The organism is Sphingobacterium sp. BN32 (genome assembly GCF_030503615.1).
Lineage (GTDB): Bacteria > Bacteroidota > Bacteroidia > Sphingobacteriales > Sphingobacteriaceae > Sphingobacterium.
Genome location: NZ_CP129963.1, coordinates 3,055,268 through 3,072,641, shown reverse-complemented (window position 1 = coordinate 3,072,641; position 17,374 = coordinate 3,055,268). Strand labels below are relative to the sequence as shown.

13 protein-coding genes are annotated in these 17,374 nt (G+C 41.4%); 10 read left to right on the top strand and 3 right to left on the bottom strand.

What is annotated here, in order from left to right; all coding sequences use genetic code 11:
* Positions 1-162 precede the first annotated feature (162 nt).
* The 10 genes from QYC40_RS12980 (at position 163) to QYC40_RS12935 (ending at position 14,443) form a co-directional block, all read left to right on the top strand.
* Positions 163-3,183 carry a DUF2723 domain-containing protein gene (locus QYC40_RS12980; protein ID WP_301990578.1) on the top strand — a complete coding sequence of 1,007 codons (3,021 nt, stop codon included), beginning with the start codon at positions 163-165 and terminating at the stop codon, positions 3,181-3,183.
* A 192-nt stretch (positions 3,184-3,375) separates the two neighbouring features.
* Positions 3,376-3,921, top strand: a complete 546-nt coding sequence (pyrR, locus tag QYC40_RS12975) for a bifunctional pyr operon transcriptional regulator/uracil phosphoribosyltransferase PyrR (RefSeq protein ID WP_149526964.1) — start codon at positions 3,376-3,378, stop codon at positions 3,919-3,921.
* 28 nt (positions 3,922-3,949) lie between these two features.
* Positions 3,950-4,888: an aspartate carbamoyltransferase catalytic subunit gene (locus QYC40_RS12970; protein ID WP_286652249.1), complete on the top strand. Its 939-nt coding sequence runs from the start codon at positions 3,950-3,952 to the stop codon at positions 4,886-4,888.
* Positions 4,889-5,188: 300 nt separating this feature from the next.
* Positions 5,189-8,218, top strand: coding sequence for a tetratricopeptide repeat protein (locus QYC40_RS12965; protein ID WP_301990577.1), 3,030 nt, complete (start codon positions 5,189-5,191; stop codon positions 8,216-8,218).
* A 12-nt stretch (positions 8,219-8,230) separates the two neighbouring features.
* Entirely contained in the window at positions 8,231-9,958 is a 1,728-nt protein-coding gene (locus QYC40_RS12960) for a TonB-dependent receptor (RefSeq protein WP_301990576.1), read from the top strand.
* A gap of 36 nt (positions 9,959-9,994) precedes the next feature.
* Positions 9,995-11,071, top strand: coding sequence for a hypothetical protein (locus QYC40_RS12955; protein WP_301990575.1), 1,077 nt, complete (start codon positions 9,995-9,997; stop codon positions 11,069-11,071).
* 33 nt (positions 11,072-11,104) lie between these two features.
* Positions 11,105-11,803 (top strand): MotA/TolQ/ExbB proton channel family protein, encoded by a 699-nt coding sequence (locus QYC40_RS12950; protein WP_301990574.1) that lies wholly within the window; start codon positions 11,105-11,107, stop codon positions 11,801-11,803.
* Between the two features lie 30 nt (positions 11,804-11,833).
* A complete protein-coding gene (locus QYC40_RS12945; RefSeq protein WP_301990573.1) occupies positions 11,834-12,241 on the top strand; it encodes a biopolymer transporter ExbD in 408 nt (135 codons plus the stop codon).
* 63 nt (positions 12,242-12,304) lie between these two features.
* Positions 12,305-13,126, top strand: a complete 822-nt coding sequence (locus QYC40_RS12940) for an energy transducer TonB (RefSeq protein WP_301990572.1) — start codon at positions 12,305-12,307, stop codon at positions 13,124-13,126.
* Between the two features lie 15 nt (positions 13,127-13,141).
* A complete protein-coding gene (locus tag QYC40_RS12935; RefSeq protein ID WP_301990571.1) occupies positions 13,142-14,443 on the top strand; it encodes a folylpolyglutamate synthase/dihydrofolate synthase family protein in 1,302 nt (433 codons plus the stop codon).
* Here the strand turns inward: QYC40_RS12935 and QYC40_RS12930 are convergent.
* The 3 genes from QYC40_RS12930 to QYC40_RS12920 form a co-directional block, all read right to left on the bottom strand.
* Positions 14,430-15,452, bottom strand: coding sequence for an asparaginase (locus tag QYC40_RS12930; protein WP_301990570.1), 1,023 nt, complete (start codon positions 15,450-15,452; stop codon positions 14,430-14,432). The two genes, QYC40_RS12935 and QYC40_RS12930, sit on opposite strands and share 14 nt — an antisense overlap.
* Before the next feature lie 6 nt (positions 15,453-15,458).
* Positions 15,459-16,253 carry a TatD family hydrolase gene (locus QYC40_RS12925; RefSeq protein ID WP_301990569.1) on the bottom strand — a complete coding sequence of 265 codons (795 nt, stop codon included), beginning with the start codon at positions 16,251-16,253 and terminating at the stop codon, positions 15,459-15,461.
* A gap of 109 nt (positions 16,254-16,362) precedes the next feature.
* Complete coding sequence (locus tag QYC40_RS12920; protein WP_301990568.1) at positions 16,363-17,373, bottom strand: FKBP-type peptidyl-prolyl cis-trans isomerase; 1,011 nt, start codon at positions 17,371-17,373, stop codon at positions 16,363-16,365.
* Between the last annotated feature and the right edge of the window lies 1 nt (position 17,374).

Below are 17,374 nucleotides of genomic sequence, written 5' to 3'. Positions count from 1 at the left end.
ATATACTGATTTTCAGTGTAATATTTTTTTAGAGAATCGTGCTCTAGGCGTTCTGTTAAGGGGAATCGTGAAAATCTGCTTGTAAAAAGCGAAACTATTTGTTTGAATGTACTCAGGAATCCTTATTTTCGAAGCAGATTTTTGAAAACCTTATCATTTAGTATGAATTATACGAAACTGAATAATCTGTTGGGATGGGCCTGTGGTATAATAGCGACCTTGGTTTATGTTTTAACGGCAGAGAAGACCACGAGTTGGTGGGATACAGGTGAGTTTATTGCATCTGCTTATAAGATGCAGATTGTTCACCAACCGGGAGCTCCATTATTCTTAATGATCCAAAACGTATTCTCGAACCTGGCGATGGGCGATAGAACGCAAATTGCTTATTGGATGAATATAGGGTCTGCTGTATGTAGCGGTATGACCATTTTGTTTTTGTTCTGGACAATTACCGCATTGGCTCGCAAGGCTTATGTGAAGTTTTCTCGCACCGCAGAGGTTTCTCAATCAGCATTGATTAATATTATGGGCGCCGGTGTTGTTGGTGCTTTAGCCTATACCTTTACCGACACCTTTTGGTTTTCGGCTGTAGAATCGGAAGTTTATGCGATGTCGTCTTTATGTACGGCGGTAGTATTCTGGGCGATATTAAAGTGGGAGGTTCGCGCAGACGAGCCTGGTGCAGATAAATGGTTACTACTAATTGCCTATGTTATGGGCTTATCGATTGGAGTCCACTTATTGAACTTGTTGGTTATTCCGGCAATTGCTTTAGTTGTTTACTTCCGCAGAGCACAAACTGTTACTTCCGTTGGTGTTTTCAAAGCTTTAGGTATCGGTGTTGTAGTCTTAGGATTGGTATTATGGGGTATTATCCAATACTTGATCAAGTTTGCTGCGTATACTGATTTATTCTTTGTGAACACGTTAGGACTAGGTTTCGGTACAGGCGTTACATTTTTTGCTTTATTAGTTGTGGGTGGGTTGTTGTTCGGTTTATGGTATTCGATCAAGCATGTGAAGCCTATCTTAAATATAGCGTTATTGAGTGTTTCCTTTATCATCTTCGGTTATAGTTCATTCTCGATGATCTTGATCCGTGCGAAGGCAAACCCAACCTTAAATAACTCGGATCCGGACAACGCTTTCACATTCTTAAGCTACCTGAACCGTGAGCAATATGGCGATGAACCTTTATTGAGCGGGCGTTACTTTGATGCGAAGCCTACGGATATTTTTGAAACAGGCAATGTTTACCGTAAGGATGGTAATAAATATGTCGTTGCTAAAAAGAAATACGATTATACCTTCGATCATACGACCTTATTCCCTCGTGTTTACTCGGATAAGCATGAAGGCTTCTATCGTGATTGGCTGAGTATGGGGGCGGGTGATAAGCCTTCGATGGGCAATAACTTGAACTTCTTCTTTACCTATCAGATTGGGCATATGTATAGCCGTTATTTCATGTGGAACTTTGTTGGTCGTCAGAACGATCAGCAGGGACATGGATCTTTTACGGAAGGGAACTGGATTTCGGGAATCAAACCTATAGATAATATTCGTTTGGGCGGTCAAAATGTGTTGCCGACTAGCGAGAAAGAAAATGCGGGTCGTAATACCTATTTCTTCTTGCCTTTGATCCTGGGAGTTTTAGGAGCTTTATGGCAGTTTAAAAAACAGAACCGTGACGCTGCTGTTGTTGCGTTATTGTTCTTCTTTACCGGTCTGGCGATTGTTTTGTATTTGAATCAGACGCCTATGCAGCCGCGCGAGCGTGATTATGCCTATGTAGGTTCGTTCTATGCCTTTAGTATTTGGATAGGTCTGGGCGTGATATGGATTGCGGAGAAATTGAGTGGCAAGATCAATGCGAAGAATGCGGCGATTGCTGCGACGGCAGTTTCGTTCTTGGCAGGTCCGGTATTGCTGGCTAGCCAGAACTGGGACGATCATGATCGTTCGGAAAAATCGTTGGCTCGTGATATGGCGAAGAACTATCTGGAGTCTTGTGCACCAAATGCCATTTTATTCAGCTACGGGGATAACGATACTTACCCTTTATGGTATGTGCAGGAGGTCGAAAACTTCCGCCCAGACGTACGTGTAGTGAACTTGAGTTTATTGAGCGCAGACTGGTACATGAAGCAGATGATGCATAAGGTGAATGAAGCTGATGCATTGCCGATTAACATCGATCCAGAGAAAATTAAAGATGGGGTACGCGATGTGATCTATTATAATGACTTCAACGTTCCTGAAAATATCGAAATCAAGACTTTGTTAGATATCATGTTGTCGGACAACCAACAGAACATGGTGCAATTGCAAAGTGGCGAATATGCAAACGTATTGCCAACGAAGAAAATGCAATACACCGTAGATAAAGCGGCGGTTATCGCGAACAAGGTTGTTCCTAAGGAATGGGAAGATGCAATTGTTGATACTATGAAATGGAATTACAGTATGAACATTGTAAGCCGTGCGGAATTATCATTGCTTTCGATCTTAGCAAATAATAACTGGAAACGCCCGATCTATTTCACGACGACTACGCCAGATGAGAATATGATCGGCTTGAATAAGTATATGGTTTCTGAAGGTTTTGCTTTGCGTTTGATGCCTGTAGCCTTGGCTGCGGACTCAGCAAGCAACAATGAGCCTATCTCCGATGTGGAAGGTACTTACAATAATATTATAAACAAGTTCCAATGGGGCAATATTGCGCACTCTAAATACTTAGATCCGGATTCGTACCGCTATATTTCCATGTATGTAGGTTCACTGTTTGGTGAAACGGCACAGAACTTATTAGCGATGGGCAAAACAACGGAGGCGAAGAAATTGGTGAACAATGCTTATGAGAATATGCCTAAGCGCGTTTATCAGATGGCTGAGGTATTTAGCTATGCCAGCTTGATCGATGCGATGTATAAGGTGGGTGAGAAGGATAAGGCAAACGAGATTACAAAACGTAATCTGAAGTATTTGCGCGAGAATATGGCTTATTACACTGCGATTGCAGAATCGAAGCCTAACTTGGAATATAGAAATATGCGCTTCGGTTTGGCATCTATCCAAAACTATCAGCGTGTTCTGACTGATGCAAACCAGAAAGAATTGCTGGATGAGGTGAACAAGATTTTCGAAGTTTACCGACCACTATTCGAAGGGAATTAAATATTTGATAAAAAGCAGCTTAGATTTTAAGCTGCTTTTTCTTTATAATTTTTTTGTTTTCAAAGGCCATAAAGAACTTTTATTCCTGAGGCTGTTTCCAGAAAGCGATGAAAGTTTTTATGTGCGAAGTTCAGGCCTGATGATTACGATTTTTCGAAAAAATGCCTTAAGTTTGCCTAAATAAATCCATAAATGAAACAATCGATATTATTAGATGGACCCAAGTTTCAGATTACGCTTAAGCGATTGTCTCAACAATTAATTGAAAATCATGGAGATTTCAGTAATGCCGTAATCATTGGTATTCAACCCCGCGGGACGTATCTGGCGGAGCGTTTGATTCAGGAGATTAAGGAGATGACTGGAGTCGAAGTACCGCTTGGTATTTTGGATATTACTTTTTATCGTGATGATTTCCGTATGAAAGGTCAATCACCATTATTAGCCAACAGTACCCATATTGATTTTATTGTAGACGACAAGGATGTCATCTTTGTGGATGATGTGCTTTGGACTGGACGTACCATCCGATCTGCAATGGATGCGATTCAGGCATTCGGTAGAGCAAAGCGCATTGAATTGATGGTTTTGGTGGATCGCCGATTCTCCAGACAAATTCCTATCCAACCGGATTACATCGGTATTCAGGTCGATTCAATCGACTCGCAGAAAGTGATCGTTAGCTGGAAAGAAGTAGATGACAGCGATAGCATTGTGCTGATCACCGAGAAGAAATAGTGATTTTTTATTGTTTAACATTTAACAAATGTCAACATCCGAACAACTTAGTACCCGCCATCTGTTAGGTATCAAGGATTTAAATAGCAACGACATCCAATTGATTTTGGATACGGCTGCAAATTTCAAAGATGTATTGAATCGCCCGATTAAAAAGGTGCCTTCTTTGAGAGATATTACCATCGCGAATGTATTCTTTGAAAACTCGACGCGTACGCGATTATCATTCGAATTAGCAGAAAAGCGTCTTTCTGCAGATATCATTAATTTTGCAGCATCATCTTCGTCGGTAAGTAAAGGCGAAACCTTGATTGACACGGTTAACAATATCCTGGCAATGAAGGTGGATATGATCGTGATGCGCCATCCCTATGCTGGGGCTGGAGTTTTCTTGAGCCGTCACGTGGATGCGCAAATTGTGAATGCGGGCGACGGCGCGCATGAGCACCCGACGCAAGCGCTACTAGACTCTTTCTCTATTCGCGAACGCTTGGGCGATGTGGCTGGAAAGAAAGTAGCTATTATTGGTGATATTCTTCACTCGCGTGTTGCCTTGTCCAACATTCTTTGTTTGCAAAAGCAGGGTGCCGAGGTAATGGTTTGTGGTCCGACGACATTGATTCCAAAATATATCCGTTCATTGGGTGTGAAAGTTGAGCATGACTTAATGAAAGCTTTAAACTGGTGTGATGTGGCAAACATGCTTCGTATACAGTTGGAGCGTCAGGATATCGCTTATTTCCCATCCCTTCGCGAATACTCAATGTTGTACGGTTTGAACAAAGAGATTTTAGACTCCCTAGATAAAGAGATTGTCATCATGCACCCGGGCCCGATCAACAGAGGGGTGGAGATCACTTCGGATGTAGCCGATAGTAGTCATTCCATTATTTTGGATCAGGTGGAGAATGGTGTAGCGGTGCGTATGGCCGTTCTATATTTATTGGCCGGACAAAGAGGAAGCTAATCATTTTCATGATAAAAATATAGCGAAGGGCTGTCTGTTTGGGCAGCCCTTTGCTTTTGGAAAAATATATTATAAAAGGTTCATAAATGCCTAACATTCTATTGTTATCTATTTGAGATATTCATAATGTTAAACATTGTTAAAATACCGTGGTTATTAACAGGTGTTAACAACTTTTGAGGAAAACATTGAACTTATCTTTTAATTTCGTAGGTTGAAGATATTGTATCACAAAGCGAAGGTTTTTGACACATATTTTTAAAATTGGGAAGCATTCATAAAAAAGGAGTAATCGATCGTATGTATAAAAAAATTTACCAGGTAGGTGTGGCTTTGACCTTATTGAGTACACCTGTATTCGCGCAGCATTCGGCTTGGCAGGAGGTGAATAAGGCTTATAAAGAAGGCTTAGAGCTTTATGAGCGCGGGAAATACAGTTCAGCGGCAAAGCAGTTTGATAAAGTAGAGGAAATCAGAACGAAATCTACCTTGCAATTGGATGAAACCGAAGAGTTAAGTTTATTGAAAGAAAACGTTCGTTTCTTTCAAGCGGTTTGTGCTTTAGAGCTTGGTGAGTCGGACGCTGAAAACAGGTTCTTAAAATACATTCGCGACTACCCGGCTTCGGCGAACTCAAAGGCTGCTTACTTCCAAATTGGTAAGTCATACTATGCGAAGCAAGATTATGCTAAAGCGATTGAATGGTTTGAAAAAATCGATAGCAAAAACTTAGCAGGAGCAGAGAATACGGAGTACCGTTTCAAGCTTGCCTACGCTAAATTTATGACAGGTGATTATGCGGCTTCAAAACCGGTATTTACCGAGTTGAAAGATAAGTCCGGACAGTATCAAGAGGCATCGATTTATTACTATGCTTACTTAAGCTACTTAGATCAGGAATACAAAACTGCGTTGAACGAATTTGAGCGCTTAGAAGGTTCAAAAACATACGAGAATTCATATCCTTATTACATCACTGCCTTGTATTTCTTAGATAAGCGCTATGATGATGTTTTGGCCTATGCACTTCCGAAGCTGCAGAGTACAAAACAAGAGAGCGAGACGGAAATGTTCCGCATCGTTGCGGCTACATACTTTATCAAAGGTGATTTAGCAAAATCAAAAGAATACTACGATAGATTCCAAGCGCAGGATCAAGGGAAGACACAGAATAATCAAGATAGCTACCAAATCGGTTATATCAATTATAAGTTGGGTAACTATGAAAAGGCAATTCAGGAGCTAGAGAAATTGGAAGAGCCGGATGCGTACTTCCAAAGTGCGATGATTACGCTGGGTGATTCATTCTTGAAAACGGGCAACAAGCAAAGCGCTAGAAATGCATTCTTCCGTGCTTCGAAATTAGATTTTGACCCACAATTGAAAGAGGAGGGGTTATTCAATTATGCGAAGCTTTCGTATGATTTGGAATTCCACCAAGTGGCTTTGGATGCGGTTCAGGAATATATTAAAACGTATCCAAGATCGAAACGCAATGAAGAAGCGAAGACGCTATTAGCGGAGGTGTTGCTGAGCACGAAGAACTACCGTGCAGCGGTGGACGTGTTAGAAGATCTTGATAGAAGAAGTAAAGAAGCGAACGCGGCATACCAAAAGGTAACTTACTACCGCGGTTTGGAATATTATAACGAACGAGCATTTGAGAATGCGATTTCCATGTTCATGCGTTCGGAAGCGAACCGTCACGATGAGGAGATTTTTGCTTTAGCAACCTACTGGAAAGCGGAAGCTATGTATGAAGTTCGTAAGTATAAAGAAGCGGTTGCTAACTTCAATAAGTTCTTGCAACTGCCAGCAGCACGTAAAACGGATGTTTATAACTATGCAAACTATGCTTTAGCCTATGCGGCTTTCCGTGCGGATAACTACAGTACAGCAGCGAACTATTTCGAACGTTTCTTATCCGGGGGGGGTAAAGATGGCATCGATTTGAATACAAGAAACGATGCGATGGCACGTGCGGCTGACTCTTACTTAGCCATTAAGAACTACAGCAAAGCAGCAAATTATTACGATCGTTTAATTGCGTCGGGAGCACAGAGCCAGGATTACGCTTTATTCCAAAAAGGTATCTTGTTGGGTCTTCAAGGAAACAACCAAGGCAAGATCGAGACCTTAAATTCGGTGATGTCGAAATATCCGAAATCAAATTATGCAGATGATGTTGCTTTCGAAGTGCCATACACGTATTTCTTGATGGGGCAGCATGATCTTGCAATCACTGGTCTCCAGAAGATGGTAGAGCAATACCCTAGAAGTTCTTATGTACCAAGAGCGCTGACTACAATCGGTTTAGTACAATACAATAAAGATGATAATGATGCCGCATTAGCGACATTCCAACGCGTTGTTAATCAGTATCCGACAACGGATGAAGCGAAACAAGCTTTGGCTTCTATCGAGAATATTTATTTGGATAAAGGTGATGCTTCAGGCTACATCCGTTATGCAACAAGCACGAATATTGGCGACTTAAGTACCGCGGAGCAGGATGCACATGCATTCTCTGTAGCACGCACCTTGTTTGATCGTGGAAACCACCAAGCGACTGTCGAGGCTGTAAATGCTTACTTCGATAAATTCCCTAAGCCTATACAGGAGAAACATGCTCGTTTCTTGCGCGCGGAGTCCAATGCGGCTTTAGGAAAAGATAAAGAAGCAATGCATGACTTCAACATCATTATGAACGACTGGACTTCGGCTTATACGGAGCGTACATTGGTATCTGTTGCGAAGTTACACTTGCGCAACAAGGCTTATAACGAAGCTGTTCAAGTGTTGAAGAAGTTAGAGTTGACATCCGAATATAAAGAGAACTACGGCTGGGCGGTGAACAACTTGCTGGTTAGTTATTACAATATCGGCGATTATACAGAGACGCTGAACTATGCGAATATCATCAAGAAGTATGGTAAAGCTTCAGAAGAGGATATTGCTAAAGCACATTTGTATGCAGCGAAAGCATATTTATCGACGAGCAAAGGTTCGGATGGTATGAAAGAGCTGAACTTAGCGGCTTTAAAATCGAAGACAGAAACTGGCGCGGAAGCACGCTATCTTGTTGCTGAACAGCAGGTGAAGAACAAGAATTATGACGGCGCTATCAAATCAGCAATGGATATTTCGGATTCTTTCTCATCATACGATTATTGGGTTGCAAAAGGATTTATCCTAATGGCGAAAGCTTACATTGGCAAGGACGATAAATTCCAAGCGAAGTCAACCTTAGAAAGTATCATTGATAACTACGAAAACACAACAGATGGTGTGTTGGATGAAGCAAAGAAACTATTAGCAACAATTAAATAAGAATAGGAAAAGATGAAGTTGAAAACTATAGTAAAACAGTCTGGACTACTAGCCCTGTTATTGGCCATGGGATCACAAGCATATGCGCAGCGTGATACCACGAATCGCCCAGTAACCTTGGATTCATTTGATATTGTTCGTGACTACCGTCCTATTCTTGCTGATGCGGTAAAAATCCGTCGTAGTCCTGATATGACCAACAAGCGAGAGTATATGCCAAAGTTGAATTATGGCAATGTTCCGGATAAGAAATTGGATATCAACACGGGCTTAAGTGAGTTGAAAATAATGGAAACTCCGTTTTCTAGAATAGTAGACCATAACAGTAATTATGTGAAGTTGGGAGTGGGTAATTTAGGTACCATCCTTGGTGAAGCTTATTTCGCAGTTGAAGATTATGAGGATATACGTTTTGGAGGTTTTGTAAAACACCTGAACCAAAAGGGTAATTTGGATGATCAGAAGTTCTCCAGACAAGAGGTTGGGGTTTTCGGTCGACGCATATTCCCTATGTTTACTGTGAACGGATTAATTGGTTATAACGGTTTTGGAACTCGTTTTTACGGTATCCCAATGGACGTTGATAATAAAAACTTAAATCCAACGCGCGAAGCGCAACGCTTTAATGATATCTATTTCTCAGGAGAGCTGACCAGCAACTTTGATCCAGCTAACGAGGATGCATTAAGCTACTCTGTTAAAGCGGATGCTTATACATACAAAGATAAGTTTGATGGCAAAGAAAATTCGATCGCCTTATCAGGTTACCTGAATAAGCGCCTTCGTACGTTCAATGTCGGAGCGAACGTGGCATTGGACTTCAATAGCATTGGTGGAGTTAATACACCTGACGGTAATTTGAATAATTCGATTGTAAATGCGAATCCTTATATCAAATTCAAGGGAGACAATTACAATATTACCTTAGGAGCGAATATCGTATCAGAATTTGGCGATAGTTCCAGATTTAATATTTTCCCTGTTGCAGAGATTGACTTCTCGCTGGTACCGGGCTACTTTTACATCTTTGGTGGTGTGAAAGGCGGTGTGGAGAAAGGATCATTCCGAAGCTTCACGAAAACAAATCCATATTTAGGATTGACGCCAAACATCATGAATACGGTAGAACGGATGAATGTGTATGGTGGTATTAAAGGAAACGCAGGAGCGACCTTTGGTTATAAAGTAAAAGCCTTCTACAGACAGGTTGAAGGATTGCCAATGTTTGTTAATAATGTAGATCGTCCGTTTCAATTTGATTTAGTATATGATGGCGATGGCGATAAGGCATTGAAGCATGTAGGAATCGAAGGAGAGATCAACGTTCGTTTATCAGAATTGGTTAACTTGGGTGGTCGTTTGAATATTGATAACTACACAACAGTATCGCAAGAAGAAGCTTGGCATTTACCAAAGATGCGTTTAGCTGCTAATGCAAGATTCAATATTTCGGAGAAATTATACATCGACGCTGAGGCACTGTTCCATGGAAATGCTACGGCTCGAGAATATAGCTACACGACTGATCAGGTTACCAACGTAACTTCGCCATCTGCAACTTACTCGAAGACTTCAATTCCATCGTTCTTCGATTTAAGCGCAGGTGCAGAATATAAAGCGACTAAACAATTGGGTATTTTTGTGAAAGCTAATAACATCTTTAACACGGAGTACTCTCGCTATTTATATTATCCGAAGCTAGGATTTAATATATTAGGCGGTATTAATTTTTCGTTTTAAGCAGACAAACTTTAACTTTGCAGCTTTAGTGCAATAATGGATTTAGGAAAATACATTCATCAACTTTTAAAACGCAGGAACGAAGTCTTTGTGAAAGGCTTAGGTACCTTTAAGCGTATACATACTTCTTCCGTCTATGACGAGAGAAGAGCAATGTATCTTCCGCCTGTTACTTATTTGGAATTCGATGCAAAGTCTACTGATGGTGTTGATTTTGTCGACTATGTTCAGCAATCGCTTCAATTGTCTCGGACTGATGCTGAGCAAAAGGTAGAAGAGCAGGTAATTCAATTACTGGAGGAAATCAAAGATCATGGCGTCGGTGTTTTAAGTCACCTAGGTCAGTTCATCAAGCATGGAAATTCTTTAGTTTTCAAAGCAGAAGATCTTTCAGGATTTCATTTGCAACCTGTTGAAGGCGTGCAAGAGGAAGTATTAGAAACTCCTATTGCTGCTGAAATTCTTACTGAAGAACCTGTTCAGCAGGAGGAACAAGAATTAATCGAGGAAGAGCTAACTGAAACGCGAATTCAAGAAGAGGAGTCTCCAATTTTAGAAGAGCCAACACAAGCTGAAGAACAAGAAGTTCTCCTAGAGCCAGAAGTGAAATCCTCAAATAAGACTGTATGGTATATGGTTGCCGCGATAGTGGCATTAGCCATTATCGGAAGCTTGTTCTATATCAATCGCACTGGACAAACAACAGCGGAGGTGCCATCCACCGATACAGGTACATTAGCGAATGCTCCTGTATCGAATGTTGATACTGCTGTAAACCAACGTATAGATACATTAAGTCAAGTTGCAGATACGACTCTTGTTGATACAGCACAGCGTACTGTACCTACAACGAATAAACCATTGATTCCTGCAAATCATCACTATCAAGTCGTTATTGGTTCACATAGAACACTAGCGCAAGCTTATGAGCAAGCGGAATCTTTTAATAAAGCAGGCATTACTTCTGTTCGGGTAATTCCTAGTAAGTTGGCTAAGAACCTTAAAAAGGTGATCTGGGACTCTTACGAAACAAAAGAACAAGCAGACTCTGCACTACGTTATGTGCAGAAGCGATATGTTTCTGACGCATGGTCAGGACCTATAAATAAGTAAAATCAATCAAAACAGCATACATACTATTTAATTATGTCATTAGTACAGAACCCTATCACCGTTGATACCTTAAATCAAGTTCAACAACAAACTGTAGCCCTAGCTACCCAGGAGGATTTAAACCTAATTCAGCTTTTGATGAAAGGTGGATGGATCATGATTCCGATCATTTTACTGTTCTTTTTAGGATTAGTAATCTTCTTCGAACGCTATATCACCATTAGCAAGGCTGGAAAGTCTGAGGGTGGTTTATTAGCGCAAGTGAAAAGCAATGTGCTTTCAGGTAAATTGGACGCAGCAATGGCTGTATGTCGTTCTTCGAACTCAGCATTATCGCGCATGTTGCAAAAAGGTTTGACTCGCGTTGGTCGTCCGATTAAGGATATCGAAGGCGCTATCGAAAACCAGGGCAAACTGGAAGTTTCTCGCTTAGAAAAGAACATCAATATCTTAGGGATTATCGCTGGTATTGCACCGATGCTTGGTTTCGTAGGAACGATCTTCGGGGTAATTCAGATCTTCCGTGATGTAGAAGTTGCTGGTGGTATCGATATTGGTTCGGTATCAGGAGGTCTATACGTAAAAATGATTGCATCGGCATCAGGTTTAACAATTGGTATCTTAGCTTATATTGGCTACCACATTCTAAACATGATGGTTGAGCGCTTAATCCTTCGCATCGAGACTGATGCAATCGAGTTTATCGATTTATTGGATGAGCCAAGTATGTAATCCTTTTGGAAAACCCTTGAAAAACAAAAAATGAATTTACGCAATAGAAGAAATAAACCTTCTGCAGAAGTACATACAGCAGCGCTGAATGACATTATGTTCTTTCTGATGTTGTTCTTCTTGTTGGCTTCAGCAGTATCTAACCCGCAGGTGGTAAAATTGCTTTTACCTAAATCCAGTGCAGGTGAGCAATCTGTGGCGAAGAAAACAATGACCATCTCCATTACGAGTGATCTGTTATATCACGTCGACAAACAAGCAGTACCGTTGGAGTCCTTGGAGCAGATGATACAGTCTAATATGGCTACTGGTGAGGAATTGACGATCATGCTTTACGCGGATAGCACAGTGCCTATTCAGAACGTTATCTCTGTTATGGACATCGCGAATAGATTGAAAGTGAAGATGGTTTTGGCAACAGAACCTAAGAAAGACTAAAATAACCCGGCCTATTTAAACGTTTCTAGTTTATAAGGGTCGAAAAAGGACAGCATTAAGGATATGTATTACAATCAGTATCAAGAAGAAAATAATCTACCAAAGGCTTTAGGTATATCGTCTTTGGTAATGGCGGGGCTTCTCGCTATCGGATTCTTCATTGTATTTACACAAGACCTTCCGGAATATGGGATGGGAGGAATTATTGTAAACTATGGTACTTCTCCGGAGGGTATGGGCGATGACTACATGAGTGTCGATGAGCCTTCGATGGATGAAAATGCCAACAATGTCCGTCCAGATAAAATAGATCCTACTTCAACGCCAATACCTACACCCTCTCAACAAACAGCAGACAAAGCTGTAGCTACGCAGGATGTAGAAGATGCGCCGGTTGTAAACAAGGCTGAGAAGCCTGTTAAAGCTGTAGCTGAGCAAACAACTGCCGAGAAAAAGAATGCAACACCCGCTGTTAATCCGAACGCTTTATACAAAGGCAAGAAGAATAACGCGCAGGGTACTGGAGATGGTACAGGATCTACGCCAGGTAACCAAGGTTCTAATCTAGGTGACCCATTGGCTAGCAACTACGGTGAAGGCGGTTCAGGATTTGGTAATATGATGCTCTCTTTAGAGAACAGACGATTTACAGTGCCTCCGAAGATTGAGGATAATGGCCAGCAGACTGGCGTTGTCAAAATCGAATTTACGGTAGACAACAAAGGTAATGTCCTTAGAGCGCGCCAAGCGAAGGGAACAACCATTGCCGATTACCGATTAATCCAGAAATGTATAAACGCCGTTCAAAACGCACGTTTAAATGAGCTTCCAAATGCTCCGAATTCTCAAACTGGATTACTTACCTTCAGATTCAGAGTTAGATAATAATTCATTATTCATATGAAAACATTTACAGAGGTAATCGAGTATTTATATGCTCGATTACCTATGTTTACTCGTGATGGCGCTTCGGCTATCAATCCCGATGTAGATAAAACCTTGCTATTCTGCGAGGCGCTAGGGAATCCACAACAGCAATTTAAATCTATCCATATCGCCGGCACAAATGGGAAGGGTTCTACTTCACATATGATGGCCTCGGTATTTGCCGCGTCAGGTTATAAGACTGGGCTATACACATCCCCACATCTTGTTGACTTCAGAGAGCGGATCCGTATCGATGGGCAAATGATGCCGGAGCAAAGGGTGATCGAATTTATCAACGATCATTTAGCATTGATCGAAGAGATCAAACCTTCATTCTTTGAGGTCACAGTTGCGATGGCATTTGATTTCTTTGCGAAGGAAAAAGTCGACATAGCCATCATCGAGGTGGGGTTAGGCGGTCGCCTGGACAGTACCAACATTATCAATCCAGAGCTTTGTATGATCACCAACATTGGTATGGATCATATGAATATTTTGGGAGATTCCCTAGAAGAGATTGCAGGGGAGAAGGCCGGAATTATTAAGCCGAATACACCTGTAGTAATCTCTGAACGTCAGGAGTCCATACAGCATGTATTTATAGAGAAGGCTAAGGAAAGTCATGCTCCGCTTTATTTCGCCAATGATTATTATCAAGTCGATGGCTTAGAAAGAAGAGCTGATGGCTTGCATTTAAGCATTGCCAATAAAGCCGATAACAGCGAGAAGTCTTGGCATTTGGATCTTGCTGGAGGATATCAGCAAAAGAATATACTAGGAGTGTTGTGTGCTATCGATCAGCTTCGTGCGATGGGTTTCAACTTGCCCGAAGAGCAGGTCGCTTATGGGTTAAGCCATGTACAAGATTCTACAGGTTTACGAGGAAGATGGCAAACGTTAAGCACTAATCCATGGATTATATGTGATACCGGACATAATGAGGATGGTATTCGGGAGGTGCTAGCCAACTTAGCAACCCTATCCTACGAGAAACTTCACTTCGTATTTGGTGCCATGAAGGATAAAGATTTATCCCATATCTTGCCGCAGCTACCGAAAGATGCCATATACTATTTTGCGGCTCCGGACATGCCGCGCGCCATGCCAGCAGATCAGCTCAAAGAACTTGCAGCAACCTTCGGCTTGCAAGGCCAAAGCTATCCTAGCATATCAGCAGCATTCTTAGCTGCGAAAGAAGCGTCAAAAGAAAAGGAATTGATATTTATAGGTGGAAGTACCTTTGTAGTCGCTGATGTGCTAACTAATCATTTTTAGTTAGCTCACCACGAATACTTTGCTGCACCCAATAGGCCACTTCTTCCTGACTTTCCAATTCACCCTGTAAGTACATTAGCTTCGTTACAGCGGTTTCAAAAGTCATGTCATAGCCATTGAGTATGCCGATAGATTGAAGGCCCTGAGAGGTCTCATAACGACCTAATTCAACAGACCCTACCTTACATTGAGAAATGTCAAGGATATTCTTGCCGCTATCGACCGCATTTTTCAACAAATCCAAGAACCACTCATCCGTCATCGTGTTACCAGATCCGAATGTTTCCATCACGATGCTGCGCACATCCGAATTCAATACCGCCTCGATTGTGGTCTTGTTAATGCCTGGAAATAGCTTCAATACGCCTACACGATCGTCGATATTATGGTGGCTGATAAATTCTTTTCCAGTGTTATCCTGTAACACTTCCTCGTTATAACGAATGTGTATTCCAGCTTCCGCAAGTACAGGATAATTTGGCGACCTAAAAGCTTCAAATTTATCCGAATTGTATTTAAAAGAACGATTCCCACGGAACAGCTTATTATCAAACAGGATACAAACCTCTTGGATAATCGAACGCCCGTCTTTCTTTGCCGATGCGATTTCCAAGGCTGTCATCAAATTCTCACGCGCATCGGTTCTGATTTCGCCAATCGGTAGCTGCGATCCAGATAAAACGACAGGTTTTTGCAAACCTTCCAACAGGAAGCTCAACATGGATGCCGAGTAAGCCATTGTGTCCGAGCCGTGTAGAATAACAAAACCATCGTATAGCTCATAATTGTCTCTAATCAGCTCCGCCATTTCTAACCAAATGCTAGGGCGCATATTGGAAGAATCGATAATAGGCTCGAACGAATGCACCGTCAATTTATAATTAAGGCGACTTAAATCAGGTAGATTTTTCTCGATAAGCTCAAAATCGAAGGGAATAAAGGTGCCCGATTCAGGGTCTTTCACCATACCGATTGTTCCCCCGGTGTAGATAATAAAGATATTATGCATGGACTTTTATATACTAAATAAATCTTTTGAATTCTGTGTTGTAATTTCTGCGATCTCCGACAATGGACGCTCGTAAATATCGGCTACCTTTTGTGCTACATGCAATAGATAGCTGCTTTCGTTTTCTTTACCGCGATAGGGGACAGGAGCCAAATAAGGCGCATCCGTTTCAAGGATCACATGCTCTAAAGCAACCTCTTTCAAGACCAGGTCTAAGCCCGCCTTTTTAAAAGTCACAACGCCACCAATCCCTAATTTAAAGCCAAGGTCTATCGCGCGGTTTGCTTGTTGCACATCGCCCGTAAAGCAATGGAAAACACCAAACAGGCGCTCGTCTTTATGGCTGTCCAATACCTCGAAGACCTCATCAAAGGCTTCCCGACAATGAATACTGATTGGTAGGCCCATTTCCTTAGCCCATTCGATCTGTTGTGCGAAAGCATCCTGCTGAATAGCGAGCGTTGTTTTGTCCCAATAAAGGTCAATACCGATCTCGCCGATCGCATATATTTTATGCTCCTTGATGGCCTCACGAATTGTCGCAAGCTCATCCAGGTAATTTTCTTTCACGCTGCAGGGATGCAAGCCCAGCATCGCAAAACAGTTTTCTGGATACTCCTTCGTCGTATTGATTACTTGAGGAATAGACTCCACTTCCACATTCGGCAGAAACAAACGACTAATGCCGTTCGCTAGGCAACGTTGCATCTGTTGCGCTAAGACTTCGGTTCCTTGATGATAGTAAATGTGAGTATGTGTGTCGGTTAAAATAAGCTGTTTTGCTTCATTAATTCCATCCATGGGGCCTAAGTTAAGATATTGTCAGCTAAACTACCTTATACGCATAAAAAAAAGCGGTTTTTTAAATAAAAACCGCTTTTCGTTGAAAATATAGTAATATTTTTCTGAATTAATTCACAGGTGCTTGCGCTGGCGCTTGACCAGGGATTTGCATTTGTGGCATCGTTGGAGCCGCAGGCTCACCTTTCGGTCCAGCAATGATATCAACAATCTCTACATCAAACACTAATGGTGCGTATGCAGGGATTTCGCTTTGTTGCTGACGCTCACCATATCCTAATGCAGAAGGGATGATTAAAGTCGCCTTGCTACCTTTTTTCAATAACTGAAGACCTTCAGTCCATCCTGGGATAACTGGTGTATGACCTACGCGAACACGTAATGGCTCGTAAGGACGCATAGCGTTGAATTTATTGTTCTTCTTAGCTAATTCTACGTCGTTTGTGTCGAAGATTTTACCGTTTGTTAATGCTCCAGTGTAGTTGATTACTACGGTATCACCGATAACCGGGTTAGCACCTTTACCTTCTTCTTTGATTACGTATTGTAAACCAGAAGCAGTTTTCTTAGGCTGCAATTTGTTTTTCTCGATGTATGAAGCAATTTTTCCTTCTTCAGCTTTTTTCAAACCTTCCATTTGTGCTAAGTAGTATTGGTTTACTTGCTCAAATAAAGCTGAATCCGTTAAGTTACCTCTTTTGAAAAGTTTCCTAACCTTAATTGTGTACTCGATGTATTTATCAGCAAACTCAGGCTTAGGTTGACCAGTTCTAGCAGCCATAGTATCTAAGTTTAATTTAAATACAGCGCTATCGCCTTCACCTAACATTTTCAAAATGGTGTTGTTGTCACCTGGGTATGCACCTGCTTGTTGCATTAACGAGTCAGGCATAATAGGAGCGATTTGAGGTAATCCTAAATCATATGTGCTTGCTAAAAGTGAATCACGGTCAGTTTTAACAACAATGTCCATTGCAATAACATCTCCACCAACAGCTTTCTCTCCGCCATTATCTTTAAGGAATTTGTATTCTAAACCACCTTCTCCTTTTTTGAAATTTTGGCATGATGCAAGTGCTAAACTCGCTACTGCTGTCAATAATAAAATTGATTTTTTCATT

Coding starts and splice junctions, on each gene's coding strand:
- QYC40_RS12980 (WP_301990578.1), top strand. CDS start 163: ATGAATTATACGAAACTGAATAATCTGTTGGGATGGGCCTGTGGTATA.
- pyrR (WP_149526964.1), top strand. CDS start 3,376: ATGAAACAATCGATATTATTAGATGGACCCAAGTTTCAGATTACGCTT.
- QYC40_RS12970 (WP_286652249.1), top strand. CDS start 3,950: ATGTCAACATCCGAACAACTTAGTACCCGCCATCTGTTAGGTATCAAG.
- QYC40_RS12965 (WP_301990577.1), top strand. CDS start 5,189: ATGTATAAAAAAATTTACCAGGTAGGTGTGGCTTTGACCTTATTGAGT.
- QYC40_RS12960 (WP_301990576.1), top strand. CDS start 8,231: ATGAAGTTGAAAACTATAGTAAAACAGTCTGGACTACTAGCCCTGTTA.
- QYC40_RS12955 (WP_301990575.1), top strand. CDS start 9,995: ATGGATTTAGGAAAATACATTCATCAACTTTTAAAACGCAGGAACGAA.
- QYC40_RS12950 (WP_301990574.1), top strand. CDS start 11,105: ATGTCATTAGTACAGAACCCTATCACCGTTGATACCTTAAATCAAGTT.
- QYC40_RS12945 (WP_301990573.1), top strand. CDS start 11,834: ATGAATTTACGCAATAGAAGAAATAAACCTTCTGCAGAAGTACATACA.
- QYC40_RS12940 (WP_301990572.1), top strand. CDS start 12,305: ATGTATTACAATCAGTATCAAGAAGAAAATAATCTACCAAAGGCTTTA.
- QYC40_RS12935 (WP_301990571.1), top strand. CDS start 13,142: ATGAAAACATTTACAGAGGTAATCGAGTATTTATATGCTCGATTACCT.
- QYC40_RS12930 (WP_301990570.1), bottom strand. CDS start 15,452: ATGCATAATATCTTTATTATCTACACCGGGGGAACAATCGGTATGGTG.
- QYC40_RS12925 (WP_301990569.1), bottom strand. CDS start 16,253: ATGGATGGAATTAATGAAGCAAAACAGCTTATTTTAACCGACACACAT.
- QYC40_RS12920 (WP_301990568.1), bottom strand. CDS start 17,373: ATGAAAAAATCAATTTTATTATTGACAGCAGTAGCGAGTTTAGCACTT.